This is a genomic window from Stenotrophomonas sp. ATCM1_4 (assembly GCF_004348115.1).
GTDB classification, from domain to species: Bacteria; Pseudomonadota; Gammaproteobacteria; order Xanthomonadales; family Xanthomonadaceae; genus Stenotrophomonas; species Stenotrophomonas capsici.
This window is the reverse complement of the sequence record NZ_QPFB01000001.1, coordinates 1,246,147-1,271,331: the sequence shown is the minus strand read 5'-3', so window position 1 is coordinate 1,271,331 and position 25,185 is coordinate 1,246,147. Positions and strand designations below refer to the sequence as shown.

22 protein-coding genes and 2 riboswitches are annotated in these 25,185 nt (G+C 68.8%); of the genes, 13 read left to right on the top strand and 9 right to left on the bottom strand.

The window, feature by feature from the left end; all coding sequences use genetic code 11:
* Positions 1 to 8: 8 nt before the first annotated feature.
* Positions 9 to 2,831, bottom strand: coding sequence for a bifunctional [glutamate--ammonia ligase]-adenylyl-L-tyrosine phosphorylase/[glutamate--ammonia-ligase] adenylyltransferase (glnE, locus tag ATCM_RS06075; protein ID WP_132863418.1), 2,823 nt, complete (start codon positions 2,829 to 2,831; stop codon positions 9 to 11).
* Positions 2,832 to 3,114: 283 nt separating this feature from the next.
* On the opposite strand from glnE, the gene ATCM_RS06070 reads away from it, so the two are divergent.
* Both ATCM_RS06070 and ATCM_RS06065 read left to right on the top strand, forming a co-directional pair.
* Complete coding sequence (locus tag ATCM_RS06070) at positions 3,115 to 4,629, top strand: acetyl-CoA hydrolase/transferase family protein (RefSeq protein WP_132863417.1); 1,515 nt, start codon at positions 3,115 to 3,117, stop codon at positions 4,627 to 4,629.
* A gap of 148 nt (positions 4,630 to 4,777) precedes the next feature.
* Positions 4,778 to 4,867: riboswitch (glycine riboswitch) on the top strand.
* A gap of 13 nt (positions 4,868 to 4,880) precedes the next feature.
* A riboswitch (glycine riboswitch) is annotated at positions 4,881 to 4,985 on the top strand.
* Positions 4,986 to 5,073: 88 nt separating this feature from the next.
* Positions 5,074 to 5,691 (top strand): trimeric intracellular cation channel family protein, encoded by a 618-nt coding sequence (locus tag ATCM_RS06065; RefSeq protein WP_132863415.1) that lies wholly within the window; start codon positions 5,074 to 5,076, stop codon positions 5,689 to 5,691.
* A 148-nt stretch (positions 5,692 to 5,839) separates the two neighbouring features.
* Here ATCM_RS06065 and ATCM_RS06060 read toward each other — a convergent pair whose 3' ends face one another.
* From ATCM_RS06060 to ATCM_RS06045, 4 genes are all read right to left on the bottom strand, one after another.
* The gene (locus ATCM_RS06060; protein ID WP_132863414.1) at positions 5,840 to 6,178 is read right to left on the bottom strand and encodes a YegP family protein; all 339 of its coding nucleotides are present in this window, start codon (positions 6,176 to 6,178) and stop codon (positions 5,840 to 5,842) included.
* A 122-nt stretch (positions 6,179 to 6,300) separates the two neighbouring features.
* Positions 6,301 to 6,561: a GIY-YIG nuclease family protein gene (locus tag ATCM_RS06055; protein ID WP_132863412.1), complete on the bottom strand. Its 261-nt coding sequence runs from the start codon at positions 6,559 to 6,561 to the stop codon at positions 6,301 to 6,303.
* 18 nt (positions 6,562 to 6,579) lie between these two features.
* Positions 6,580 to 7,023, bottom strand: a complete 444-nt coding sequence (locus ATCM_RS06050) for a hypothetical protein (RefSeq protein WP_132863410.1) — start codon at positions 7,021 to 7,023, stop codon at positions 6,580 to 6,582.
* 154 nt (positions 7,024 to 7,177) lie between these two features.
* Positions 7,178 to 8,251 (bottom strand): 3-deoxy-7-phosphoheptulonate synthase, encoded by a 1,074-nt coding sequence (locus ATCM_RS06045; protein WP_132863409.1) that lies wholly within the window; start codon positions 8,249 to 8,251, stop codon positions 7,178 to 7,180.
* A 356-nt stretch (positions 8,252 to 8,607) separates the two neighbouring features.
* Between ATCM_RS06045 and trxC the strand changes: the two genes are divergently transcribed.
* The 6 genes from trxC (at position 8,608) to ATCM_RS06015 (ending at position 15,387) form a co-directional block, all read left to right on the top strand.
* On the top strand, positions 8,608 to 9,048 hold the full coding sequence (gene trxC, locus ATCM_RS06040) for a thioredoxin TrxC (protein ID WP_132863407.1): 441 nt from the start codon (positions 8,608 to 8,610) through the stop codon (positions 9,046 to 9,048).
* An 18-nt stretch (positions 9,049 to 9,066) separates the two neighbouring features.
* Positions 9,067 to 9,444, top strand: a complete 378-nt coding sequence (locus ATCM_RS06035) for a DUF1232 domain-containing protein (RefSeq protein WP_132863405.1) — start codon at positions 9,067 to 9,069, stop codon at positions 9,442 to 9,444.
* A 295-nt stretch (positions 9,445 to 9,739) separates the two neighbouring features.
* Positions 9,740 to 10,645, top strand: a complete 906-nt coding sequence (locus ATCM_RS06030; protein ID WP_165931130.1) for a LysR family transcriptional regulator — start codon at positions 9,740 to 9,742, stop codon at positions 10,643 to 10,645.
* A gap of 307 nt (positions 10,646 to 10,952) precedes the next feature.
* A complete protein-coding gene (locus tag ATCM_RS06025; protein WP_132863403.1) occupies positions 10,953 to 13,088 on the top strand; it encodes an acetate--CoA ligase family protein in 2,136 nt (711 codons plus the stop codon).
* A complete protein-coding gene (locus tag ATCM_RS06020; RefSeq protein ID WP_132863401.1) occupies positions 13,085 to 14,590 on the top strand; it encodes an acetyl-CoA acetyltransferase in 1,506 nt (501 codons plus the stop codon). Before ATCM_RS06025 ends, ATCM_RS06020 begins: the two co-directional genes overlap by 4 nt.
* The gene (locus ATCM_RS06015; protein ID WP_132863400.1) at positions 14,587 to 15,387 is read left to right on the top strand and encodes an enoyl-CoA hydratase-related protein; all 801 of its coding nucleotides are present in this window, start codon (positions 14,587 to 14,589) and stop codon (positions 15,385 to 15,387) included. Before ATCM_RS06020 ends, ATCM_RS06015 begins: the two co-directional genes overlap by 4 nt.
* Positions 15,388 to 15,648: 261 nt before the next feature.
* Here ATCM_RS06015 and groL read toward each other — a convergent pair whose 3' ends face one another.
* Together groL and ATCM_RS06005 are read right to left on the bottom strand one after the other, a co-directional pair.
* Positions 15,649 to 17,295 carry a chaperonin GroEL gene (groL, locus tag ATCM_RS06010; RefSeq protein WP_132863399.1) on the bottom strand — a complete coding sequence of 549 codons (1,647 nt, stop codon included), beginning with the start codon at positions 17,293 to 17,295 and terminating at the stop codon, positions 15,649 to 15,651.
* A gap of 85 nt (positions 17,296 to 17,380) precedes the next feature.
* Entirely contained in the window at positions 17,381 to 17,668 is a 288-nt protein-coding gene (locus ATCM_RS06005) for a co-chaperone GroES (RefSeq protein ID WP_132863397.1), read from the bottom strand.
* Positions 17,669 to 17,920: 252 nt separating this feature from the next.
* Here ATCM_RS06005 and ATCM_RS06000 point away from each other — a divergent pair, with 252 nt between their 5' ends.
* Genes ATCM_RS06000 through ATCM_RS05980 form a run of 5 tightly spaced genes read left to right on the top strand, consistent with a single transcriptional unit; the run spans position 17,921 to position 21,472 of the window.
* Positions 17,921 to 18,385: a DUF2628 domain-containing protein gene (locus ATCM_RS06000; protein WP_132863396.1), complete on the top strand. Its 465-nt coding sequence runs from the start codon at positions 17,921 to 17,923 to the stop codon at positions 18,383 to 18,385.
* Positions 18,386 to 18,407: 22 nt separating this feature from the next.
* Positions 18,408 to 18,911, top strand: a complete 504-nt coding sequence (locus tag ATCM_RS05995) for a hypothetical protein (RefSeq protein ID WP_132863395.1) — start codon at positions 18,408 to 18,410, stop codon at positions 18,909 to 18,911.
* Positions 18,908 to 20,284: a M48 family metallopeptidase gene (locus ATCM_RS05990; protein ID WP_132863393.1), complete on the top strand. Its 1,377-nt coding sequence runs from the start codon at positions 18,908 to 18,910 to the stop codon at positions 20,282 to 20,284. Before ATCM_RS05995 ends, ATCM_RS05990 begins: the two co-directional genes overlap by 4 nt.
* The gene (locus ATCM_RS05985; protein ID WP_132863392.1) at positions 20,281 to 20,910 is read left to right on the top strand and encodes a hypothetical protein; all 630 of its coding nucleotides are present in this window, start codon (positions 20,281 to 20,283) and stop codon (positions 20,908 to 20,910) included. The genes ATCM_RS05990 and ATCM_RS05985 overlap by 4 nt, the downstream gene beginning before the upstream one ends.
* Positions 20,911 to 20,935: 25 nt before the next feature.
* Complete coding sequence (locus tag ATCM_RS05980; protein ID WP_132863390.1) at positions 20,936 to 21,472, top strand: hypothetical protein; 537 nt, start codon at positions 20,936 to 20,938, stop codon at positions 21,470 to 21,472.
* A gap of 52 nt (positions 21,473 to 21,524) precedes the next feature.
* Here ATCM_RS05980 and ATCM_RS05975 read toward each other — a convergent pair whose 3' ends face one another.
* Both ATCM_RS05975 and ATCM_RS05970 read right to left on the bottom strand, forming a co-directional pair.
* Positions 21,525 to 24,524: a serine/threonine-protein kinase gene (locus ATCM_RS05975; RefSeq protein ID WP_132863389.1), complete on the bottom strand. Its 3,000-nt coding sequence runs from the start codon at positions 24,522 to 24,524 to the stop codon at positions 21,525 to 21,527.
* A complete protein-coding gene (locus ATCM_RS05970; RefSeq protein WP_132863388.1) occupies positions 24,524 to 25,108 on the bottom strand; it encodes an ECF-type sigma factor in 585 nt (194 codons plus the stop codon). The genes ATCM_RS05975 and ATCM_RS05970 overlap by 1 nt, the downstream gene beginning before the upstream one ends.
* Positions 25,109 to 25,185 lie beyond the last annotated feature (77 nt).

The following is a 25,185-nucleotide window of genomic DNA, read 5'->3' as shown; positions in this document are numbered from 1 at the left end:
GGCGTGCCTCACTCCCCGGCGCCACCCGGGAACACCAGGCCCTTGTCCACCGCCGCGGCGGTGATCGCCGCACAGGCGGCCTGGATCTCCGCCGTCGGCACCGCCATGCGCGGGCGCCGGTCCAACGTGCAGCCCAGCCCCACGTCCAGCAGCGTCGCGTGCGCATCGTGCAGCGCCGCCGCGGTGTCTTCCTGCAGCCAACCGACGCCGGCCAGGGCGGTGATCAGGCGTGGGGTCTGGCGGGGCCCGCACAGCGCGTGATGCTCCGCGGCCTGCGACAGCACCCCGGTCTGCAGCACGAACTCCAGGTCGACCAGCCCGCCCGCACCCTGCTTCAGGTCCAGCCGTCCGGCATCGCTGCGGTCCAGTTCGGCGCGCATGCGGCCGCGCATCTTCATCACGTCGCCGAACAGGGTTTCCGCGTCGCGCGCCCGGCCCAGCGTGGCATCGCGCACCTGCTCGAAATCGGCCAGCAGCGACCCGGTGCCGGCAACCCCGCGCGCGCGTACCAGCGCCTGGTGTTCCCAGGTCCAGGCACGCTCGCGCTGGTACTCGGTGTAGCTGGCCAGCGAAGACACCAGCGCGCCCTTGCCACCGTCCGGGCGCAGCCGCACGTCGATGTCATACAGGCGCCCGGCGGCGGTCACCGCCGACAGCAGCGCCATCACCTTCTGCGCCAGGCGTGCGAACCAGCGCCCGCTTTCCAGCGGTCGCTTGCCATCGCTCTCCTCGGCCTCGGCCGGATGGTCATACAGGAACACCAGGTCCAAGTCCGAGCCGAAGCCCAGCTCCTCGCCGCCCAGGCTGCCGTAGCCGATGATCGCGAAGCGCCCGCCCGGCACCTCACCGTGTGCATGGCGCATGTCCGCGCGCGCCATCTCCAGCACGGTGACCACCACGGCATCGGCCAGCTGCGCCAACTGCAACGTGCAGTCCACCGCACGCTGGCGGCCATCGTGGAAGGCCAGCGCCATACGGAAGCTCAGCGCCAGGCGCACTTCATTGAGCGCGCGCAGCGCCGCTTCCGGGTCGTCGATGACCAGCGCGGCCGAACAGGCGTCCTGCATTTCCTGCGCCCCGGGCATCGGCCCGGCCACGCGCGTGTCCAGCAGTTCGTCCAGCAACAGCGGGAACGCCACCAACCGTTCGGACAACAGCGCGCTGCGCGCCAGCACGTTGACCAGGCGGGTCAGCGCGCTGGGCTGTTCGTCCAGCAGTGCCAGGTAGCTGGTGCGCCGCAGGATCGACTGCAGCAGCCCGAGCACGCGCCGCAGCGCGGCGTCCGGCTGCGGTGAGCGGGTGGCCGCATGCAGCAGCGCCGGCAGCACCCGGTCCAGCCGCGCGCGCGCGTTGTCCGAGAGCGACTTCACGCCCAGCGACTGGGCGAACTCACGCAGCGACTGGTCGGCACCGGCCGCATCGGCGAAACCGGCCTCGGCCAGCACCTCGGCGCTGCCGCCACCGGGCAGCACGCGCCAGTAGCTGGCCAGCGCATCGGGCGCGGCCTGGCCCTGGCGCGGGGCCAGCAACGCGCCGAACTCGGTGCCCACGCGCTGGCGCTGCGCATCCAGCGCCCGCAGCAGCGCCTCCCAGTTGGCGTAGTCCAGGCCCAGCGCGATGCGCTCGCGGTCCAGCGGGTCGGTCGGCAGGCTGTGGGTCTGCGCATCGCGCAGCATCTGCAGGCGGTTTTCCACGCGCCGCAGGAAACGGTAGGCGCTGATCAGGTCCTGGCCATCCTGCTTGGCCATCTGCCCGGCATCCATCAGCGCGCGCAGTGCCGGCAGCAGGCGCCGCTCGCGCAGCGCCGCCTCGCGGCCGCCGCGGATCAACTGCAGCGCCTGGGCCAGGAACTCGATCTCGCGGATGCCACCGGGGCCGCGCTTGATGTCGTCCACGCGGTCCTTGCGCGCGACCTCGGCGGTGATGGCCGCCTTCATCTCGCGCAGGCCATCGAGTGCGGTGAAATCCAGGTAGCGGCGGTAGACGAACGGCCGCAGCGTTTCCAGCCAGGCCTCGCCGGCGGCGATGTCACCGGCCACCGCGCGCGCCTTGATCCAGGCATAGCGCTCCCAGTCGCGGCCCTCGCGCTGGAAGTACTGGTCCATGCCGGCGAACGACAAGGCCACCCGCCCGGCGGTGCCGAATGGGCGCAGGCGCAGGTCGACGCGGTGGCAGAAGCCTTCGGCGGTGGTTTCATCCAGCAGCCGGGCCAAGCGTTGGCCCAACCGCGCGAAGTACTCCTCGGCCGCCAGCGGACGCGCGCCATCGGACTCGCCGCCTTCCGGGTAGGCGTAGACCAGGTCGATGTCGGAGGAGAAATTCAGCTCACCGCCGCCGAGCTTGCCCAGCCCGAACACCACCAACCGCTGCACGCCACCGTCGGCGCTGCGCACCACGCCGTGGCGGCTGGCGAATTCCTGCTCCAGCGCGGCCAGCGCCAGCTGCAGGCAGTCCTCGGCCAGCCGGGTGGCCCCGGCCAGGGTGGCGTCCACGTCATCCAGCCCCTGCAGGTCGCGCCAGATCAACCGGGTGGAGGCCGCCGCGCGGTAGCGGCGCAGCTGGGTGGGCCAGGCGGTGGGCTGCAGCGGGTCCAGTCCGGGCAACGGGACCGGGGCCGGATCGGGGGCGGCCAGCCACTCCAGCAGCTCCGGCTGCCGGCACAGCGTGTCGATGGCGAAGTCGCTGGCGATGGCCAGCCGGCGCAGCCCCGCCTCGACGTCCTGCGACGGCGGCCAGCGCGCCGGGTCCGGCAACGCCAGCTTGAGGCGGGCCAAGGCCCGGTCAATCACCGGGGCAACGTATTCAGGAACTACGGCGGGGGAATTTTCCATCCTCCGATTCTGGCATCTGCGCATGCCAGCGGTCGCCATCTGCGGCGATCGGCCATTAAAAAAGCCCGCTGACAGCGAACTGTCAGCGGGCTTTGCTCCCTCCCCCACGTCGGGATGCAGGGCGATCGTGCGGCCTGCGGAAGCAACTTGCACGCTGCAGTGCAAAACAGTACTTGGCGGTACAAGAGCCTGCGGGCCACAAAAACCATCCCACCAAGGTAGAACCCCCCTGCCCCGCGGGAAGGGCGATAATCCACGGTCCCCACAACAACCCGTAGTCGTCATGTCTGTCGAACGCATCCTGGACGCGCGCCTGCGCGACCGCATCGTCTCCGCCGAACAAGCCGCGGCGCTGATCCAGCCGGGCGAAACCGTCGCCATGAGCGGCTTCACCGGTTCGGGCTACCCCAAGGCGGTGCCGATGGCGCTGGCCAAGCGCATCGAGGACGTGCATGCGCAGGGCCTGCCGTTCCAGATCAAGCTGATGACCGGTGCCTCCACCGCGCCCGAACTGGACGGCGCGCTGGCCAAGGCCGACGGCATCGCCATGCGCATGCCGTTCCAGACCGACCCCGATGCCCGCAAGCGCATCAACGACGGCAAGCTGGACTACATCGACATCCACCTCTCGCACGTCGCCCAGCATGTCTGGTTCGGCTTCTATGGCGAGATCGATACCGCGGTGGTCGAGGTTTCGGCCATCCGCGCCGACGGCGCGCTGGTGCCGTCCACCTCGGTCGGCAACAACAAGACCTGGCTGGACCTGGCCAAGAAGGTGATCATCGAGGTCAACGAGTGGCAGCCCGCCGACATCGAGGGCATGCACGACATCTACTACGGCACCGCGCTGCCGCCGCACCGCAAGCCGATCCCGCTGATCCACGCCAACGACCGCATTGGCCAGACCACGCTGGACGTGGACCCGGACAAGATCGTGGCGGTGGTGCGTACCAATGGCCCGGACCGCAACAGCCCGTTCAAGCCGATCGACGAGGACAGCCGCCTGATCGCCGGCCACCTGATCGAGTTCCTCAAGCACGAAGTGGCCAAGGGCCGCCTGCCGCACAACCTGCTGCCGCTGCAGTCGGGCGTGGGCAACATCCCCAACGCCGTGCTCGCCGGCCTGGCCGACAGTGGCCTGCGCGGACTCAGTGCGTTCACCGAGGTGATCCAGGACGGCATGCTGGACCTGCTCAAGTCCGGCGTGCTCGAGTACGCCTCGTGCACCGGCTTCGCGCTGAGCCCGGAGGCGAACGAGGAGTTCAAGCGCAACATCCGGTTCTACCGCGACCGCATCATCATGCGCACGCAGGAAATGTCGAACCACCCGGAGCTGGTGCGCCGGCTGGGCTGCATCGGCATGAACGGCATGATCGAGGTGGACATCTACGGCAACGTGAACTCCACCCACGTCATGGGCAGCCGCATCATGAACGGCATCGGCGGTTCGGGCGACTTCACCCGCAACGGCTTCCTGTCCACCTTCCTGAGCCCGTCGATGGCCAAGGGCGGCAGCATCTCGGCGATCGTGCCGATGGTCAGCCACGTCGACCACACCGAGCACGACGTCTCGATCATCGTCACCGAGCAGGGCCTGGCCGACCTGCGCGGCCTGCCGCCGCGTGCCCGCGCCCGCCAGGTGATCGACAACTGCGCGCACCCGGGCTACCGCGACCAGCTCAACGACTACTTCGACCGCGCCTGCCGCGACAGCTACGGCAAGCACACCCCGCACCTGCTGCCCGAAGCGCTGTCCTGGCACCAGCGCTACATCGACACGGGCAGCATGAAGGCCTGAGCAACGCCCGCGGCAGCGGGCATGCAGTCGCAGCACCGGAGCAGCCGACGGCCCCGCCGCCGGCTGTTTTCATGTGGGAGCGGGGGCACCGACAGGCGCGGACTGCCAGATCCGGCCAGTTCATGCTGCAACGCAGCAGTTACACTGGCACCCGGATGCAGGAGAGAGGCGCCACGCTGGTGCCCGCCGAAGGCGCAGGCTCCCATGATCGCTCAGGCCGGTGGGCTGGAATCCCACCAACCATGCATCCGACACGCCGAGCTGGAGAGAGGTCGCCGGACACCGTCCGCGCGATCCGCCGAAGGGGCACGCGGCCATCGCCGCTGAACTCTCAGGCACAAGGGACAGCGGGAGCGGCACCGGTCAACGCAGTCCCATCCTTGCCCAGGCAAGGGTGGCGGCAGGCACGTGGCCGGCCCCACCGCTCTGCCAGGAACCCACAGCATGCTGCTTTCCCTCATCTACCTGATCGCCATTTCCGCCGAAGCCATGACCGGCGCGCTGGCCGCCGGCCGGCGCCGCATGGACCTGTTCGGCGTGGTCATGATCGCCTGCGTCACCGCCCTGGGCGGCGGCTCGCTGCGCGACATCCTGCTCGGCCACTACCCGCTGGGTTGGGTGAAACACCCCGAGTACCTGGGCTTCACCGTCTGCGCGGCGCTGGTCGCCACCTGGCTGGCGCGCTGGATGCACCACTTCCGCAGCACCTTCCTGGTGCTGGACGGGCTGGGCCTGATCGCCTTCACCCTGATCGGCTGCGCCATCGCGCGCGAGGCCGGGCATGCGCCGCAGATCGTGCTGATCGCCGGGATGCTGACCGGCGCGTTCGGCGGCGTGCTGCGCGACATCCTCTGCAACGAGGTGCCGCTGATCTTCCAGAAGGAGCTGTACGCGATCATCTCGCTGCTCACCGGTGCGGCTTACCTGCTGTTGCTGCACTGGCAGGTGGCCGACGACACCGCGATCGTGTGCTGCCTGGTGGGCGGTTTCGCACTGCGCCTGCTGGCCATCCGCTACCGCTGGGAGATGCCCAAGTTCGTGTACCAGGACGAGGTGCATTGAGCTGGCTGGTGCTGCCCTCACCCCAACCCCTCTCCCGCGTGCGGGAGAGGGGCCAGGTTCACGACAGTTTGAAGTGATCGGCGCAACTGCAGTTTCAAAGCCCCTCTCCCGCACGCGGGAGAGGGGTTGGGGTGAGGGCAAAACCCAACTACCCCGCCGTCTTGTCCTTCACCGTTGTGCTCGGCCCATTGCCCTTGACGCTGGTGATGCCGGCCTCGCGCGCGGCCTGCGATGCGTACAGCTGGCTGCTGCCAATCACCTGGTGGTTGGCGGCCTTGAGATTGAAATGGTGTCGACCATCGCTGCTGGTCTTGCGCTCGTAATGCGCTTCATCGGGGCTGTTCTTCTGCACCGAGGCGATGCCGTTCTCGGCCGACGCGCGCGTGGTGTAGCGCTCGCTGGTGAGGATCACCTCCGCGTTGCCTGCCTTGAGCACGAAGTAGAACTGCCCGTCCTTGCTCTTCTCCAACTCGTACCAACCTGCCATCACGAACCCTCCGCTTGAGGACGATGCCGACATGCCGCTGGACAGCCGCATGCGTGGCTGTGGTGCCCGGCTGCCCGGGCGTTGGCGCCGCCCGGAACGGCGGCTGCAAGCCAGACTCTACCTCAATCCCCGGCCCGCTCCAGCCACGCCAGCTTGTGCTGGCGGGGGAGCTGTTTGATCTGCCATTCCGCGCGCGAGGCGGCGGCACGGTCGGCGTACGGGCGCATGCCCAGTACCCGCAGTGGCGGGTGCGCGCGCGTGTAACGCGCGCCCTTGCCGGCCAGATGGGCCTGGAAGCGCGCCTGTACATCGGTGCTGATACCCGCGTAGTAGCTGCCATCGCGGCATTCCAGCAGGTACAGGAACCAGGCACCGTTACCCACGCGCGCTCCCGCCCGCTGTTACAGGCTCGCCGCGTCGGCGATCTTGCACAGGCCTTCACCCACCGCCTTGTTGGAGGTCAGCTGGCCGCCCTTGATGCTGAAACGCACTTCAACGCGGATGGACCCGTCGTTCTGGCGGCGCACGGTGGTGCGCAGCGGCACGGTGGAGCCACCACCACCGCGCACCGTCTGCTCGGCGGCGATGTAGCCGGTCTGCTCGTTCGGCGAGACACCCACCAGCCCCTCGGCCTCGATCGCGGCCACGGTCTTGCGGAAAGCCTCGGGGTAGCTGATGCCTTCGTGGTCGGTGGAGGCCAGGAACTGCTTGCCGGTGGTGAAGCCACCGCTCACCGCCAGGTTCTGCAGGCAGCCACTGCCCGAATCCACGACTTCCCTCTTGGCCATCGCCACGGTCGGCACCAGCATCATTGCCAGCACCATACTGCACGTACGGATACGCATCACTTCCTTCTCCATAAGCGGTGATTTCTAGGCTTCCTGCCGCGTGAGGCGCTCTCCCCTGAGACCACAGCAGGCGGGAGGCGTTGCGCCTCCCGCCGCGTAAATTACTTGGACTGGCCGGTGCGTGCCAGTGTGGCTGTCACGCTTGGCCCAGTCAGGCGGCCGCTTCCAGCTGTGCCTGGCGGCGCCCACGCACGGCCTCGGCCAGCCGCTCAAGCACCTGCACGGTGCTGTCCCAGTCGATGCAGCCATCGGTGATGCTCTGCCCGTAGACCAGCGGCTGGCCCTGGACCAGCTCCTGGCGGCCGGCCACCAGGTGGCTCTCGATCATCACCCCGACGATGCGCTGCTCACCGCCCTCCAGCTGGCCGGCGATGTCCTCGATCACGCGCGGCTGGTTCTCCGGCTTCTTGCTGCTGTTGGCGTGGCTGGCATCGATCATCAGCCGTGCCGGCAGCTGCGACTTGCCCAGCACCTCGCTGGCCGCCTGCACGCTGGCCGCGTCGTAGTTGGGCGCCTTGCCGCCACGCAGGATCACGTGGCAGTCCGGGTTGCCCTGGGTGGCCACGATGGCGGTGCCGCCCTCCTTGGTCACCGACAGGAAGTGGTGCGGGTGCGAGGCCGCGCCGACCGCGTCGGCGGCGATCTTCACGTCACCGGTGGTGCCGTTCTTGAAGCCCACCGGGCACGACAGCCCGGAGGCCAGCTCGCGGTGCACCTGGCTTTCGGTGGTGCGCGCGCCGATCGCGCCCCAGGCCACCAGGTCGGCGATGTACTGCGGCGAGATCACGTCCAGGAACTCCACGCCCGCCGGCAGGCCGAGGCGGTTGATGTCGCGCAGCAGGCCGCGCGCCACGCGCAGGCCCTTGTTGATGTTGAAGCTGCCGTCCAGGTCCGGGTCGTTGATCAGGCCCTTCCAGCCGACTGTGGTGCGCGGCTTCTCGAAGTACACGCGCATGACGATCTCCAGCTCGCCGCCGAGCGCATCGCGCAGCGGGCGCAGGCGCTGGGCGTACTCCATCGCCGCGACCGGGTCGTGGATGGAACACGGGCCGACCACCACGGCCAGGCGGTCGTCCTGGCCGTGCAGGATGCGGTGCAGCGCGGCGCGGGCATCGGCCACGGTCTGCGAGGCCTCCTCGTCGCAGGGCAGCAGCGACAGCAGCTGGGCCGGCGGGGTCAGCGGTTCAAGTTTGCGGATGCGCAGGTCGTCGGTGTGGGGGGGCATTGCGGGGGTCTCCAATCCAGATCGTGAAGGGTGTGGCCCCAGCGTTGGCGGCATGAAAAAAGCCGCCAGGTTCGCTGGCGGCTTTTCGGGAATGCGTCTGAAGGTTTCTTCAGGGTGAGCGCAGTCCTTCCTCCGCCAGCGGCTTCGGAAAGTAATACCAAAAGTAAAAGCTGGCGCGGGCTGCGTTCATGGGATGCATTGATAACACGCTTTTTTGTGCAATGCGACAGTTACAGCCGCAACGGACGCGGCGGTGGTTTCGTTCATCCAGCGCCGTCGTGGGCCGCCCCCGGTCGCCCGCGCTTCACCCCGGCGGCCACATACTGCAGCGCAGTCCACTCCTGTCCCACATGCCGATGAGCACCCCGAGCCCCGACCTGCTGCAGATCGCCTGCCCGCACTGCAATGCCATCAACCGCGTGCCGGGCACGCGGCTGGCGCAGTCGCCTGCGTGCGGCCGCTGCCACCAGGCCCTGTTCACCGCCGTGCCGATCGCCCTAGATGAGGCAGCCTTCCAGGCACATGCGCAGCGCTCGCAGATTCCGCTGCTGATCGACTTCTGGGCGGCATGGTGTGGCCCCTGCCGGCAGATGGCACCGGAGTTCGCCAAGGCTGCCGCGCAGCTGGAACCACACATGCGGCTGGCCAAGGTCGACACCGAGGCGCAGCCGGCGCTGGCCGCGCGCTTTGCCATCCGCAGCATCCCGACCATGGTGCTGCTGCAGGGCGGACGCGAGATCGCGCGCCAGCCCGGCGCGATGTCGGCCAGCCAGATCGTGCAGTGGGCCCGTCGCTGACGACGGCATCGAACACACATGGTAGGTCTGCGCCAATGGGCCAAGGAGCTGAAGCGACAGACGCTGGTCGTCTACTTCGTGGCGCGCGACCCGCGCACGCCATGGCCGCTGCGCCTGCTCGCCCTCGGGATCGCGGCGTACGCGCTGAGCCCCATCGATCTCATCCCGGACGTCATCCCGCTCCTGGGCTATCTCGACGACCTGGTGATCGTGCCGCTCGGTCTGCTGCTGGTGCTGCGCCGGGTGCCGGCAGAAGTACTCGATGACGCCCGGCAGCGGGCTGCGGCCGCGGCGACACGGCCGGTCAGCCGCGCCATGGCCGCCATCATCCTGGTCGTCTGGATCGCATCGCTGACGGCGCTGGGGGCATGGCTCTGGCGGTCGATGCCGGCCTGATTCCTGCCTGGACGTGCGTTCGCGCGTAGCAACCTGATCCAGGCGATGCCGTGCGTTCATCGTTGGAGCGGACCACGGTCGTTGGCGTCCGGCTGTTGCCGCAGTACGCCGTGGCAAGGCCGTTTGTGTGGCGTTGTTTCCTGACGGAACAATGGCGACTGTAACCCCGTTGTCCCGAAACAGAACGGTGGAAACCACGCAGGAATGCGGGCCACGCGAGGTTGGCGATGCCGCGCATTACAGCTGCCGGGCGACTCCCCATACTGGACTGCCCCATCGCCACTCCGCCACGCGCATGCGTACCGAATCCCGGTTGCTCCAGATGTTCGTCGCCGTGGCCGACGCGCTGTCCTTCACCCGCGCGGCCGACGCCCTGCACGTTGCCCAGCCATGGCTGTCCGCGCAGATCCGCAAGCTCGAACGGCAGTTGGGCTTCGAGCTGTTCATCCGCGACAGCCGGCGCGTCGCACTGAGCGAACAGGGGGCCGCGCTGCTCGCGCCGGCACGGGCGGTGATGCAGGCACTGGATGCGTTCAACGCCGGCGCGCTGCTGCTGCGCCGGCAGCAGGAGTGGCCGCTGCTGCGGATCGGGCTGCCACCGTATTCGCACCTGTTCGCCGAACGCGTGGTGCTGCTGGAACGTTTCGCGCAGATCCATCCACGGCTGCGCATCGAGACCGTGGTCGGCTGGAGCCCGGAGCTGGTCGAGAAGGTGGCCGACGAGAAGCTGGACATGGCATTCGTCGTTGGCGAGGTGATCGATCCGGCACTGGAGTACCGGGTCGTGGCCCAGTCCAGCTGCGAACTGCTGTGCCGCCGGGACGACCCACTGGCACAGCTCGACGTGGTCAGCGACCGCGACCTGCACGACAGGACGGTGCTGGTCTTCGAGCGTGCCCTGAACCCACCGCTGTACGACCAGTTGTTCAACGGTCCCAAACGCGCCGGCGCGGTGTTGCGCGTGGACCACGAAATGATGAGCGACCTGTGGCTGGAGCACATCCTGGCCAACCGGGCGCTGGGCCTGAACTTCATCCGCCGCCCCCCCGCGCAGTTGCAGGAGCAGCTCTGCGCACGGCCGTTGATCGACCAGCGCCCGGTGCTGCTGCGGCTGGCGCGCCGCCGCGGCACTCCCCATCCGGCCACGGAACTGTGCTGGCGCATGGCATTGGCGTTCGAGGGCATCGCCGATGCCGGCTGAGCGCCGCGGGCAAGAGCAAACACGTCTGGATGGCCATGCTTTTCGTATTGGACGCGTCCCCCGCCGTTTCCGATAGTGCATTGCATGCCGCGTCTTCTTGAACCTGTTCACGTCCTGCACGGACACGTCCGAACAACGGGCCGGACGCATGCCGCCCAGGCGCGTGAACAGCTTCAAGCCGGCGCATGGCGTGCGCCCCCTCAGGTGTCCTGACCTCATCCGCTACCGCACGTGGCACGCGCGTCCGTTCCCGCGCGGGCAACAACCGTCGCGTGCCGGCGGCGCCCGATTGCACGAGAACTCCCCCATGAATGCACGATTGAATGCACACGCCGATGCGCCTGCCTCGCTCGATGGGCTGCTGCGCCCCCGCGCCATCGCGCTGGTCGGCGCCACCGAACGCTCCCGCTGGTCCAACGGGGCATTCGCCAACCTCGGCGAACTCGGCTACGCAGGCCAAGTACACGTGGTCAACCCGCGCGGCGGCCATATCCACGGACTGCGTGCCGCCGCCTCCTGCCGGGCGATCGGCGAACCGGTGGACGCGGCACTGCTGATGGTGCCGGCGCACGCCATCGAGGATACCTTCGGCGACCTGCACGAGGCGGGCATCGCCAATGCGGTGATCCTGACCTCCGGTTTCGCCGAGACCGGCGAGGATGGCGCACGACGCCAGGCCGCGCTGGCGGGCCTGGCACGGCAGCATCAGGTCAACCTGCTCGGGCCGAACTGCCTGGGGCTGATCAACTACATCGACCGCATCGCGCTGTGGACGATCGGCCTGCCTACCCGCCTGACCGGCAATGTCGCGCTGATCTCGCAAAGCGGTGCCACCGCCAGCTACATCGCTGACCATGCCGGCCGCCAGGGCGTGGGCCTGAGCTACATCGTCTCCACCGGCAATGAAGCCGACCTCAGCGTGGCACGCCTGGTCGACTACCTGGTCGATGACGAAGCCACCCGGGTCATCTGCCTGTTCCTGGAAACCACGCGCGACACCGCGACGCTGGCAGCCGCCGCGCGGCGCGCGTTGGCCGCCGGCAAGCCGGTGGTGGCGTTGAAGATCGGCACCAGCGCGGTCACGGCAAAAGCCGCGCAGGCGCACACCGGCTCGCTGGTCGGCGATGACCGGGTGTTCGACGCCGCCTGCCGGCAGCTGGGCATCATCCGCGTACATTCGATCGACGACCTGGTGGCCACCGCCGCATTGCTGTCGCGCCTGCGTTCGCGCGGTGGCGGCAACGTCGCCGCCATCGCCATTTCCGGCGGTATCTGCGAGATCGCCGCCGACCGCGCCGAAGCCAGCGGCCTGGCACTGCCCGAGCTGTCCGTGCGCAGCCGTGATGCGCTGGGCGACGTGATGCCGTCCTTCGGCACACCGCACAACCCGCTGGATCTCACCGGCGCGGCCATCCTCGACCCGGCGCTGTTCGCGCGCAGCATCGAGGTGCTCGACCAGGACCCCGACATCGGGCTGATCGCCTGCCTGTACGACCTGCCCACCGAGCCCCGCCATGGCTACAGCCAGCAGGTGATCCAGCAGGTCGGGCAGGCGTTCTCCGCCGCCAGCACGCCCGGCGTGCTGCTCAGCATCGCACCGCGACCGGTGCCGGATTTCAGCCGGATGCTGGCCGAGCACCATGGCCTGGTCTATCTGGGCGTGGGCCTGGACCGCGGCGTGGCCGCCATCGCCCAGGCCCAGTGGTGGGCACGACAACATCCTCTTTCCCCGCAGCCATCCCGCACCGCGTTGCCGGCCGGCGAAGACGTGCAACGCCCGCGGTCGGAGCGGGAGACGCTGGATTTCCTGGTGACCCAGGGCGTGCCGGTGGTGCCGGCGCGGATGGCGACCGACCCGGTGCAGGCGCAGGGCCATGCCGCCAGCTTCAACGGCCCGGTGGTGCTGAAGATCGCTTCGCCCGACATCGCCCACAAGAGCGACGTCGGCGGCGTGTGCCTGGACGTGGCCGTCGAAGAAGCCGCCGATGCATACCAGCAGCTGCGCCATGCGGTTGCGTCCGCGCGGCCCGATGCACGCATCGATGGCGTGCTCGTTTCGCCGATGCGCCGCCACGGCATCGAGCTGCTGGTGGGCGTGGTGCGCGACCCACAGTGGGGGCCAACACTGGCGGTCGGCCTGGGCGGGGTCTGGGTCGAACTGTTCAAGGACAGCAGCCTGCGCCTGTTGCCGGTCAGCGCCGAGGATGTGCTGGCAATGCTGGACGAGCTGCGCTGCTCGGCGCTGCTGGATGGGTATCGCGGCGGGCCGGTCGTGGACCGTCGTTGGCTGGCCGAAGTGATCGCGCGCATCGGGGATGCCGCCCTCGCCCTGGGGCCGGACTTGGCCTCACTGGAGGTCAATCCGCTGCTGGCCAGCGGCGGGCGGATCGAGGCACTGGACGGCCTGGTGGTCTGGAATACCCCAGTGGAGCCGGCCCAGTGAGCAGCCCTGCCACCCAACCGGTGATCGTCGGCATCGGCGAATGGCTGGACCGCCCGGCCGACCCACGCGACGGACTGGAGCCGGTCGACCTGATGCTGCGTGCCGCGCGCGTGGCCGAGAACGATGCACGTGCACCGCTGCTGCAGCAGGTCGATTCACTGGACGTGGTCAACCTGTCCAGTTGGCGCTACCGCGATGCGCCGGGCCTGTTGGCCGAATGCCTGGGCATTGACCCGTCGCATCGCGCGTATGGCGCGGTGGGCGGCGAGAGCCCGTTGCGGCTGATCCAGGAGGCTGCCGAACGCATCATCGATGGCCAGAGCCGGGTCGCGCTGATCTGTGGCGCCGAATCCCAGTCCACCGTCGGCAAGGCCGCCGCGCAGGGAATCACGCTGCCTTGGACGCACTGGGCCGAGGATGGACCGGCGCCGCTGCGCGGTCACACGCTGGTGCATCCGCTGGCCGCCGCGCTCGGCTGCGACCGGCCCACCACGGTCTATCCATTCTATGAAACGGCCAGCACGGCCCACTGGGGACAGGCTCCGTCCGCGGCGCAGCGCGAGAGCGGCGAGCTGTGGAGCCGCTACGCGCGGCATGCCGCCGGCAATCCCTGCGCGTGGCTGCGCGAGCCGTACAGCCCGGCCGACGTCACCACGCCATCGGAACAGAACCGCTGGATCGCCTGGCCGTACACCAAGCGCATGACCGCCAATCCGCAGGTCAACCAGGGGGCGGCCGTGCTGGTGACCAGCCTGGCGCTCGCACGCCGCGCCGGCCTGCCCGAGGAACGCCTCGTGCACATCTGGGGCGGCGTGCATGCCAACGAGCCCGGCGACTTCCTGGCACGCGACCACTACTGGGAAAGCCACGCCCAGAGCACGGTGCTGGAAAGCGCACGCCACCTCGCCGGCGGCGTGTTCGAAGCGATGGAGCTGTACAGCTGCTTTCCCTGCGTCCCCAAGATGGCGCGCCGCGCGCTCGGGTTGCCGGCGCGCTTCGAGCCCACCGTCACCGGCGGGTTGACCTTCTTCGGCGCACCGATGAGCAACTACATGACCCATGCCACCTGCGCGATGGTGCGGCGCCTGCGCGCTTCGCGTTCGTTCTTTCCCGGGTTGCTCTATGGCCAGGGGGAATTCGTCACCAAGCACCATGCACTGCTGCTGGCCCGGCGTCCCTACCCCGGCCATCCGGACCTGGCCTTCAGCAGCGTGCAGTCCATCGCGGACAGCCGGCGCGGCGAAGTGCCGCCGCTGGAAATCAGCCCGGCCGGCGAAGGCCAGCTGGAAGCCTTCACGGTCATCCATCGCCGCGATGGTTCCGTCGCGCACGGCGTGGCCATCCTGCGTACGCCCAGCGGCACCCGCACGCTGGCCGAAGTGGCCGCCGACGATGCCTGGACGCTGGCGGTGCTGACCCGCAGCGAGGTCGCGCCGATCGGCAGGTGCGGCCTCCTGCAGCCGACTTCGCGCGGCCATTCCCGATGGAGCCTGCCCCGATGAACAATGAAGCCGTCATCCAGCTGGGTCGCACGGTCAGCGTGCGACTCGTCGGCGCGCACGTCGCCCTGGTCACGCTGCAGCGGCCACAGGTGCGCAATGCCATCGACGCCATCACCGCGCTCAACCTGGAGCAGGCGGTGCAGCTGACCGATGCCGACCACGACGTGCGCTGCGTGATCCTTACCGGTGCCGGCGATCAGGCGTTCTGTGCCGGCGCCGACCTGAAGGCCATCGCCAATGGCGAGGCCGCCGCGCTGAGCACGACGCGCGGCGGCTTCGCCGGTTTCGTGCACCAGCCCCGACGCAAGCCCTGGATCGCCGCGGTCAATGGCCTGGCGCTGGCGGGCGGCACCGAGATCGCGCTGGCCTGCGACCTGATCGTCGCCGCCGGGCATGCCGCCTTCGGCCTGCCTGAAGTCCGGCGCGGGCTGGTCGCCGCCGCCGGCGGCCTGTACCGCCTGACCCGCGCGATACCGCGTGCATTGGCCATCGAGCTGATCCTCACCGGCGAGCAACTGCCGGCCGCACGTGCGCAGGCGATCGGCCTGGTCAACCAGGTGGTGCCCGGGCCGGAGCTGCTGGCCACGGCCATCACGCTGGCCGAGCGCATCAGCGCCAACGCGCCACTGGCCGTCTGCGAAAGCCTGGCGGTGGCCCGTGCCGCGTTCGACCATGACGACCGCGTGCTGCGCGAGATGAGCGCCAGCGCGATCCGCGCGGTCGCCGGCAGCCGCGACTACCTGGAGGGTCCGCGCGCCTTCCTGGAGCGACGACCGCCGCACTGGAGCGGGACATGAGGCCGGACGGCACGGGCTGAGCGCAGCGCATCCGGGTGCTGCCCATGGCGGTGCACACAGCAGGTAGCGGCGCATGTCCCCAGGCCCGCCCTGCCCACCGCCGGCGGGCTCCCCCGGCATCCGGGTGCGCTGCGCCCAGCCCGTCCGCCCTGCGCCGGGAGGCTGCCGCGGCGCAGGCCGCCACGCTACCTGCAGAAAAGCAGAACCCCGCCTTGCGGCGGGGTTCTGTGTGTTACCAGCAGCGGTGAGGCTGCGGCGGACTTAGAAGTCCATGCCGCCCATGCCACCCATGCCGCCCATGCCACCGGCGCCCATGGCCGGCTCGTCCTTCTTCGGTGCCTCGGCCACCATCGCTTCGGTGGTGATCATCAGGCCAGCGATCGAAGCGGCGTTCTGCAGGGCCGAACGGGTCACCTTGGTCGGGTCCAGGATGCCGAATTCCAGCATGTCGCCGAACTCGCCCGAAGCAGCGTTGTAACCGAAGCTGCCGGTGCCTTCCTTGACCTTGTTGACGATGACCGACGGCTCTTCGCCGGCGTTGGCAACGATTTCGCGCAGCGGGGCTTCCATCGCGCGCAGGGCGATCTGGATGCCATGGTTCTGGTCTTCGTTGTTGCCCTTCAGGCCCGCCAGCGCGGTGACAGCGCGCACCAGCGCGACGCCGCCGCCCGGGACCACGCCTTCCTCAACGGCTGCACGGGTAGCGTGCAGGGCGTCGTCGACGCGGTCCTTCTTTTCCTTCATTTCGATTTCGGTCGAAGCGCCGACCTTGATCACGGCAACGCCGCCGGCCAGCTTGGCCACGCGTTCCTGCAGCTTCTCGCGGTCGTAGTCCGAGGAGGTGTCCTCGATCTGGGTCTTGATCTGCTTGACGCGCGACTCGATGGCAGCGGTATCGCCGGCGCCGTCGATGATGGTGGTGTTCTCCTTGGAGACCTGCACCTTCTTGGCGCGGCCCAGGTCCTTGATGGTGGCCTTTTCCAGCGACAGGCCCACTTCCTCGGAGATCACGGTGCCGCCGGTCAGCACGGCCATGTCTTCCAGCATCGCCTTGCGACGGTCGCCGAAGCCCGGTGCCTTGACGGCCACGACCTTGACGATGCCACGGATGGTGTTGACCACCAGGGTGGCCAGCGCCTCGCCTTCGATGTCCTCGGCGATGATCAGCAGCGGCTTGCCTGCCTTGGCGACGCCTTCCAGCACCGGCAGCAGGTCACGCACGTTGGAGATCTTCTTGTCGTGCAGCAGGATGAACGGGTCGTCCAGGTCGGCGGTCTGGGCCTGCTGGTTGTTGATGAAGTACGGGGACAGGTAGCCGCGGTCGAACTGCATGCCTTCCACGACGTCCAGCTCGTTCTCCAGGCCCGAGCCTTCCTCGACGGTGATCACGCCTTCCTTGCCGACCTTCTTCATCGCTTCGGCGATGATGTTGCCGATCGACTCGTCCGAGTTGGCCGAGATGGTGCCGACCTGGGCGATGGCCTTGTCGTCAGCGGTGGGCTTGGAGATGTTCTTCAGCTCGGCGACGGCAGCAACCACGGCCTTGTCGATACCGCGCTTGAGGTCCATCGGGTTCATGCCGGCGGCAACGGCCTTGGCGCCTTCGCGGATCAGGGCCTGGGCCAGCACGGTGGCGGTGGTGGTGCCGTCGCCGGCGTCGTCGTTGGTGCGCGAGGCGACTTCCTTCACCATCTGCGCGCCCATGTTCTCGAACTTGTCAGCCAGTTCGATTTCCTTGGCCACGGACACGCCGTCCTTGGTGATGGTCGGGGCGCCGAAGCTCTTCTCGAGCACGACGTTGCGGCCCTTCGGGCCGAGGGTGGCCTTGACGGCATTGGCGAGAACGTTGACGCCGCGCACCATGCGCGAACGGGCGTCTTCACCGAAACGAATATCCTTGGCAGCCATTGCGATTACCTCTGAGTAGAGCCGAGCCATGCTCGGCCGCTTTTATCGGGAAAGGGGTCTGTTTCGAAAGCAGGGGGAGCGCGGCTCAGCCGATGACGGCGAGCACGTCGTCTTCGCGCAGCACCTTGTACTCGACGCCTTCGGCCTTGTAGGTCGAACCGGCGTACTGGCCGTAGATGACCTTGTCACCGACCTTCAGCGACGGGGCGCGCACCGAGCCATTGTCCAGCGGCTTGCCCGGGCCGACGGCCACGACTTCGCCCTTGGTGGACTTTTCCTTGGCCGAATCCGGGATCAGGATGCCGCCGGCGGAGATTTCGTCGGCTTCGATCGGCTTGACCACAACGCGGTCGTGAAGCGGCTTGATGCTCATGAAGAACCTCTTAAGTATTTGATTGGCCTGAAGATCCGGCGACACCACCACCCCCGACCAGAGGGTGCCGGTGCCACGCGCAAAAACGCCCGTCCAACGGGCTTGCTCGGGAGATGGGGCCCGCCCGGAGGCTTTCAAGGGCCGGCCGGCAATTGAGTGCCCAAATAAATGACGCAATCGCGCCCGCTTTGGTGATTGTCCTGGTACGGCCGCACACGGCGGCCACCCGAGACCCCCGAACCGGAGAGCCCCATGGAACAGAATCCCTACGCCGCGACCGCCACCCCGGTCAGCACGCCCACCGGCACCCAGATCGACACGCTGGACGTGTCCGACCGCTGGAAGCAGTACTTCAAGGGCCTGCAGAAGTACGGCGGGCTGGAAGGCCAGCTGTTCAAGGCCATCCCCAAAGGACCGGAGCGCCTGGCCGCGGCCAAGGAGATGGCCCCGCCGATGTCGGCCTTCCTGCTGGCCTTCGTGTTCGGCTTCTTCTACTACCTGGTCAAGGGCATGTGGAAGAAGGGCCTGGTGCTGGCACTGATGACCTTCGTGGGCCTGACCGTGTTGGTGACGGTGCTGTACCTGATCGGCGGCGAAACCCTGGCCGGTGGCGCCCGCTACCTGGGCGGCGTGGCCTTCGGGATCATGGCCCCGCGCGACTTCTATTCCTTCAAGGTGCTGGGCGACAAGGGCTGGCTGCCGGTCCGGCCGTTCTGAGCCGGCCTGCGAGAACCCGCCGATGACCCCTTCCCTGGCCTCCACCGTCCCGGCCGGACCCGCCGCCGCGGTGGCCACGCCCGCCTACCCGCGCTTCGTCCAGATCTGGCTGGGCGTGGACCTGACCCTGTGCACGCTGACCGGCATTCTGGCGCTGGTGGCCACCTACCACCTCAGCCGCGGCGACGTCGGCGACTATCCGCCGGCGCTGGCCATTGGCCAGACCGTCGTGCAGTCGGCCATCGCGGTATTCGGCATCAGCGGCAACCTGCTGTTGATGCGGCACCGTGCCGCCGGCTTCTGGCTGGCCTGCCTGGCGCTGGTGGCGGTCTGCGTCGGCATGGTGATGTCCATGCACGAGCTGCGGCTGCACATCGCCGCGTCCGATGACGGAGGCTGCCCGCCCGGCCTGCTGCTCGGCTTCGTCCTCACCCTCAGCTGCCGCTACCTGCTGAACATGGTCTATGCCTTCGCGCTGCGTGACGCCTGGCGCACGCTGCAGGCCAAACGGGGAAGCGCGGCATGAGCACGCTGCGTACGCCCTCGACCCGCCCGACCGCCTTCTGGGTCGGGCTCGGCGTGCCGTTGGCGATCGTGCTGGTCGCGGCCTGGCAGTGGTACCGCGCCGCGCACTGGCGGCTGGACGTGGCCAGCGGCCACGACGCCGGGCCGTACCTGGGACCGCTGGCGCTGGTCACGCTGCTGCTGGGCATGACCGCCATCGCCACGTTCTGCCTGGCCCTGCTCGGCATGCGCCGCGCCGCCTCGCATGCCCTGCTCTCGCGCGATGCGCTGGTGGAGGCGTTCAACCGCGGCAGGCGCTGGCTGCCGGCGTTCATGGTGGCGCAGACCCTGTTGGTGTTCGGCGGCCTGATCGGCGTGCTGCTGTTCGAGATCGGCCGCGCCATCGACCAGCACTACGTCTCCGGCAACGCGATGAAGATGGTGATGTTCGCCGGCCTGATCGTGCTGGCCCTGCTCTGGTATGGCGCGCGGATCATCTGGGACACGCTGCGCGTGACCCTGCGCCGCCAGGACGCCGAGCCAATCCAGATCATCGGCCAGACGCTGTCGCCGGCACAGGCGCCACAGCTGTGGTCGTTCGTGCAGGACATCGCCCGGCGTACCGAGGCACGCGTGCCGGACACGGTGGTGGTGGGCCTGAACGAAGGCTTCTTCGTCACCGAGCACGCGGTGCAGCTGGCCAATGGCCAGCGCGTGCCCGAGGGCCGCGTGCTGTACCTGCCGCTGCCGTACATGAGCTTCATGGAACGCCCCGAGGTCTCGGCCGTGGTGGCGCACGAGCTGGGCCACTTTACCGGCGAGGACACCCGCTACGGCCTGCAGTTCAGCCCGATCTACCGTTCCTTGCTCAACAGCATCCTGGCCGTGACCAACGAGCACGCCGCCGACGATGACGGTTGGCGCGCGTGGATCACCGCGCCGGCCAACCTGTACGGCAAGTGGTTCCTGCACAGCTTCGACGAAGCGGTGCATCACTGGAGCCGCGAGCGTGAACTGGCGGCCGATGCGTTCAGCAGCCGCATCGCCGGCACCGCGCCGGCGGCGCTGGCCCTGCTGCGCAGCGCGGTGCTGCAGGAGTTCGTCGACGAGGCGCTGGCACACAACCAGCAGGCCCCCCCGCACCTGCGTGAAGGCGTGCTGTCCCGGGTACGGCGACAGGTGGCCGAACACGGCCTGGGCGACCCACGCAACCACCTGGACGACCAGCAGTCGCATCCGCTGGACACCCATCCCACGCTCAAGCAACGCCTGGATGCACTGGGCGTTGCGATCACCCCCGAACTGCTGGTCCGCACCCGCGACCGCCGCCAGAGCAGCCTGCTCGCGGAACTGGGCCTGGAGGCCAGCACCCCCACGCCAATGGAGACACCATGATCGACATCGCTTCGTCGCTGGAAAAGGAATACGGCGACATCTCCCAACGCGAACGCGAGAGCACCCTCACCGAGCTGCGCAGGATCGAGGCCGCAGGGCGGGGCCGAACCGAGATCAAGCCGCACGCGATCATGCTGCCGCTGTTGTTCGGCTTCACCGGTGGCATCGTGGCCTATGGCGCGTCCACCTCCAGCGCAATGTCGGGCACCAGCGCCATGATCGCCATCGCGGTCGGCGTGGTGCTGGTGCTGGCCAGCCTGTGGGCCCTGCTTGCCCCGCGCGCGGCGCGTTTCACGCTCACTGAGGAGGGCATCCGGGTGAAGCAGCAGTTGCTGCCCTGGGACACCATCGTCGACTACGGCGTGGTCGAGCATTCGTACAACGGCTTCAGCACGCACACCTCGGTGACGCTGCTGCACAGCGAAGGTTTCACTCCACCCAAGCTCGGCTTGCTGGTACTGTTCGGCGGCAGCACGCGCGACCGCAAGAGCGGACTGTACGAAACCCGATTGACCCTGCACGCCGGTGCCCGCGGCATGAACTGCGAAAAACTCGCCAAACGCATTGGTGATTTTTTCGCCGCGGCCCAGGCCCGCCATGAATTGCGCCGGATGCAGGCCGATTGACACCATTACAACAAGGAGATCCACGATGAAGAAAATCAAATTCCTGACCCCGTTGCTGTTGCTTGCCCTGCTGGCCGGTTGCAGCCAGCTGATGGGCCCCTCCGCCTCCGACTACATGGAGCGCAACCTGAGCGTCTGGAACAGCCTGATCGCCAAGTTCAACCAGTGGAGCGACGGCAGCAAGGCCGAGCAGCTGAACGCCAAGCTGGAAGAGCGCAAGGGCCTGGTCGAGATGAAGCCGGTGCTGGACACCGCGCGCGCCGAGACGGTGACCCTGCGCGAGTCGATGCAGCAGCAGCCGGTGCCGGAAGATGCACAGGAACTGCACGCCAAGACCATGGCTTCGCTGGACTCGGCGGTGGAATGGTTCGACGCCATGCTCAAGCTGACCGCACTGCCGGACGACTTCAGCAACGAACAGGCTCAGCCGCTGCTGGACGCGGTCGACAGCGCCGCCGGCAAGTTCGACACGCTCACCGACGAACTGGACGTGATGCAGGAGGCCTACGCCAAGAAGCACCGCATCACCCTGCAGATGCAGGCCCCCAGCGAAGAAGAGTAAGACGCCACCGCAAGGACGCGGTGCGGTACACAGGAGCCGGACGACAGGGAGGTCAGATCGTCGGTGACTTTCCCTCTCCCCCGCGCGGGGAGGGGGATTGAAGACGCAAGGCCTGGGCAGCGACCCGCTTGACCTGCGGCGGCGTGATCGGCGAAGCCAGCAGGAACCGGGCATCGGTGGCGATCCGTGCATCCACGGCCTCCCGCTCGGCGCCCTGCAAGCGATGACACATCTGCAGGATCAGCCGTTCGTAGGCGGCCTGCCACTCCAGCAACGGCGATTGGCCCTGCCTGCCCTCGTTGCGCCGCACCTGCTCCAGCAGGTCATCGGGGCGGCTGCAACGCCCTTCCAGCACCTCCAGTTCGGCCAGCATGAAGCGCGTGGACACGAATAGTTCGTCCTTCGGCGTCTGGCCCAGCGCGGTAAGCCCGGCCAATGCCTCCCCGGCAAGCGCGCGCGCGGCATCCATCCGGCCCAGGTCACGGGCATCACCGGCCAGTTCCAGCTTCAACAGCTGCACGTCGACGCCGCTGTCGTCGCCGTTGCGGGCCAGCACCTGCAGGGCCTGCTGGTGCAGCGCCTGCGCACCCTGGACATCACCCATGAAACTGCGGCTGTTGCCGATCAGCTCCAGCGCGTCGTTGGTGCTGTCCGAGCCGATGCGCTCCAGCGCCGCCAGCACCTGGCGGGCGATGCGCTCGGCGGTGACGTAGTCGCCCTTGTACAGGTGCATGCGCGCGCCGTTCTGGGTGGTGATGATGGCGCGGAAGCTGTCCGGCCCACCGTTGGCCACCGCGTAGCGATGGGCGATGTCGCTCAATGCGATGGCTGCATCCACGTCCCCCTGCCCCAGCTTGGATGCGGCCAGTGCGATCGCCGCGGCGGCGGTCGGCTCGGATTCCTCGCCGAACTGTGCGCGGGTGGCGGCCAGCGTCGGTTCGAGGATGGCATCGGCCTGCGCGTAATCGGACTGCTTGACCAGCGCACGGCCCAGCCATGCCGCGCTGACCAGGCTGCGCGGGTGGTTCGGCCCGTACAACCCGCCGTTGGCCTCCACCACCTGGCGCAGCAGGCTCACCGCTTCTTCGCTGCCACCGGTGGCGCTGAGCAGGTTGGCCAGGTCCTCGCGCATCTGGTTGAGTTCGGCCACCGACTGCGGCACCTGCCGCTGCGCCAGCGCGATGGCCTGGCGCAGGTGGGCAATGGCTTCGGCACGCTTGCCACGCGATTCGTCCAGGCCTGCGTACTGGTGGAAGGCCTCGGCGAGCCGGCCTTCGCCCTGCGCGCCCAGCGCCTGCAGCTGCGTCACCGATTGCCTGAACCAGCGTTCGGCCGGATCAAGCTGGCCGGCGCGCCGGTACAGCGTGGCCAACTGGTAGGCCGCCACGCCACGCTGCAGGCGCGCGGCGGTGCTGGTACCCGGGGGCCGGGCCAGGATCCGCTCCAGCATCCGCATCGCCGTGGGGTCCGGCGCATCGCCCTGCCCGGCCACGCGCGCATGGGTGATGGCCAGTTCCGTCGCCAGCATCGAATCCTCGCCCAGCGCAGCCACCGCCGCGTCATGACCGCGCCGGGACAGTGCCTCGGCCTTGGCGTACTCGCCCAGCCCGATGTAGGTGCGCGACAGCGCATCGAACAGGCGCGCCTGCATCTCCGGCTGTCCGGCCAGGGTGGTCTCGGCCTGGCGCACGCCGGCATCCACCAGTTCCAGCGCGGTGGGCGTCTTGCCGCCGGTCAGCTCCGGGTTGGCCGACTCGAACACGTTGATCAGGAAGTCGCGTACCGCATCGGCAGTGCGCGCCTGCTCGGTGGCACGCAGTGCTTCGCTCTCGGCGCGCTGCTGCTGCAGGCGTGCCTCATGGGCCTGCCACAGGGTGCCGCCCATGCCCGCCAGCAGGGTCAGCAACAGCACCGTGACCACGCTGACCCCGATGCGATGGCGATGCAGGTAGCGGCGCAGGCGATCCCAGCGGTCCGGCGCGCGTGCCGATACCGGACGCCGCGCGATGGCGGCATCGATGTCGGCCAGCAACGCGTCCACCGAGCCATAACGCTGCGCCGGCGACTTGGCCAAGGCCTTCAACGCGATGGCATCCAGGTCCTGCAGCAGCGGCCTGGCGCCGCCCTGCGCCACGGCGGGCACGGCCTGCGCGGCCGGTGCCTGCGGCAGCTCGTCGCGGATGCGCGCCACCATCGCGCCCAGCGGCAGGCCATCCAGGTCCAGCGGCGCGCGGCCGCACAGCAGGTAGAACAGCAACCCGCCCAGCGCATACACATCCGAGCGCACGCTGGCGCTGTTGTCGATGATCAGTTCCGGCGCGGCGAACTCCGGCGTCAGCGCCACTTGGGTCGCACCGGCGGCTTCGCTCTGGTCCGACGCCAGCACGCGTGCGATGCCGAAGTCGAGCAGGTGCGCCTGGCCCTGCGCGTCGACCAGGATGTTGCCGGGCTTGATGTCCCGGTGGATCACCAGCTGCTCGTGCGCATACGCCACGGCCACGGCGACCTGCCGGAACAGCGCCAGGCGCGCCTGCAGGTCCGGCTGCACGCGGGCCAGCCACACGTCCAGCGTGCTGCCTTCGATATGGTCGGTGACCAGGAACGGATGGCCGTCGGCCATGCTGCCGGCGTCCAGCAGGCGCACGATGCCCGGGTGCTGCAGGCCGGCCAGCACGCGCCGTTCGGATTCGATGTTGCGGGCCAGCGCCGGGCGGTCGTCACGGATGAACTTGATCGCCACCTGCTTCACGAACAGGCCGTCGGCACGCTCGCCCAGCCACACCTCGCCCATGCCGCCGCGGCCGATCATGCGCAGCGCACGCCAGTTGCCGACGATCTCGCCGCTATGGCCGATCGGGTCGGCCGCCGCGCGCGGCACCAGGTAGCCCACCGAGCGCTCGATGCCGGCCAGCCAGCCGCGCAGGGCGGCGGCATCCTCGGTGTTGTCGTCCGCCACCCGGGCGATGAACACCGCGCGCTCGGGTTCGGGCAGGTCGAGCAGTTGGTCCAGCAGCGCCTCGCGGCGCAGCCAGTCGTCGGGCGTGGATTCCATCAGGCGTCCGGATGCAGGCGTTCGTACAGCCAACCGCGCGCCTTGAGCCAGTCGCGGCGCACGGTGCTGCGGTCGATCTCCAGCACCTCGCCGGTTTCCTCCTCGCTGAGGCCGGCGAAGTAACGCAGCTGCACGACCCGCGCCAGCCGCGGGCGCAGCTTCTCCAGCCGCTCCAGCGCGTCGTTGAGCTCGAGCAGCTCCTCGGCCTCGTCCAGGTCGGCCTGCATCACCTCCACCTGGCCCAGTGTCTCGTGGCGTACGCCGCTGCCGCGCTTCTGCGCGACCCGGTCGCGGGCATGGTTGATGACGATGTTGCGCATCGCGCGCGCGGCGATGGCCAGAAAATGGTTGCGATCGATCTGCTGGAACAGCTCGGGCGAGGCCGCGAACTTCAGGTAGGCCTCGTTGATCAACGCGGTGGTGGACAGGGTCTCGCCAACCGCACCACGGCGCCGGCGGTAACGGGCGATCTGGCGCAGTTCTCCCTGCATGTCGGTCATCAGCTGGGAGAGGTCCACCTTGCGCCCGCCCAGCAGGCTTTCCAGCCGCTGGCCGATCTCGACCTCGTAATCATCCGCTTCCATTACCACCTTGCCGGACCCACGCCCTGCCGTTGATCCCGGCAGCCTAGCAGCAACGCCGCCGGGCCGGTGTGGAGGTG

Coding starts and splice junctions, on each gene's coding strand:
- ATCM_RS05990 (WP_132863393.1), top strand. CDS start 18,908: ATGAGCACGCTGCGTACGCCCTCGACCCGCCCGACCGCCTTCTGGGTC.
- ATCM_RS06045 (WP_132863409.1), bottom strand. CDS start 8,251: ATGCCCCCCCACACCGACGACCTGCGCATCCGCAAACTTGAACCGCTG.
- ATCM_RS06060 (WP_132863414.1), bottom strand. CDS start 6,178: ATGGCAGGTTGGTACGAGTTGGAGAAGAGCAAGGACGGGCAGTTCTAC.
- ATCM_RS06025 (WP_132863403.1), top strand. CDS start 10,953: ATGAATGCACGATTGAATGCACACGCCGATGCGCCTGCCTCGCTCGAT.
- groL (WP_132863399.1), bottom strand. CDS start 17,295: ATGGCTGCCAAGGATATTCGTTTCGGTGAAGACGCCCGTTCGCGCATG.
- ATCM_RS06000 (WP_132863396.1), top strand. CDS start 17,921: ATGGAACAGAATCCCTACGCCGCGACCGCCACCCCGGTCAGCACGCCC.
- ATCM_RS06030 (WP_165931130.1), top strand. CDS start 9,740: ATGCGTACCGAATCCCGGTTGCTCCAGATGTTCGTCGCCGTGGCCGAC.
- glnE (WP_132863418.1), bottom strand. CDS start 2,831: ATGGAAAATTCCCCCGCCGTAGTTCCTGAATACGTTGCCCCGGTGATT.
- trxC (WP_132863407.1), top strand. CDS start 8,608: ATGAGCACCCCGAGCCCCGACCTGCTGCAGATCGCCTGCCCGCACTGC.
- ATCM_RS05985 (WP_132863392.1), top strand. CDS start 20,281: ATGATCGACATCGCTTCGTCGCTGGAAAAGGAATACGGCGACATCTCC.
- ATCM_RS05995 (WP_132863395.1), top strand. CDS start 18,408: ATGACCCCTTCCCTGGCCTCCACCGTCCCGGCCGGACCCGCCGCCGCG.
- ATCM_RS06015 (WP_132863400.1), top strand. CDS start 14,587: ATGAACAATGAAGCCGTCATCCAGCTGGGTCGCACGGTCAGCGTGCGA.
- ATCM_RS05975 (WP_132863389.1), bottom strand. CDS start 24,524: ATGGAATCCACGCCCGACGACTGGCTGCGCCGCGAGGCGCTGCTGGAC.
- ATCM_RS06005 (WP_132863397.1), bottom strand. CDS start 17,668: ATGAGCATCAAGCCGCTTCACGACCGCGTTGTGGTCAAGCCGATCGAA.
- ATCM_RS06070 (WP_132863417.1), top strand. CDS start 3,115: ATGTCTGTCGAACGCATCCTGGACGCGCGCCTGCGCGACCGCATCGTC.
- ATCM_RS06035 (WP_132863405.1), top strand. CDS start 9,067: ATGGTAGGTCTGCGCCAATGGGCCAAGGAGCTGAAGCGACAGACGCTG.
- ATCM_RS05970 (WP_132863388.1), bottom strand. CDS start 25,108: ATGGAAGCGGATGATTACGAGGTCGAGATCGGCCAGCGGCTGGAAAGC.
- ATCM_RS06050 (WP_132863410.1), bottom strand. CDS start 7,023: ATGCGTATCCGTACGTGCAGTATGGTGCTGGCAATGATGCTGGTGCCG.
- ATCM_RS06065 (WP_132863415.1), top strand. CDS start 5,074: ATGCTGCTTTCCCTCATCTACCTGATCGCCATTTCCGCCGAAGCCATG.
- ATCM_RS05980 (WP_132863390.1), top strand. CDS start 20,936: ATGAAGAAAATCAAATTCCTGACCCCGTTGCTGTTGCTTGCCCTGCTG.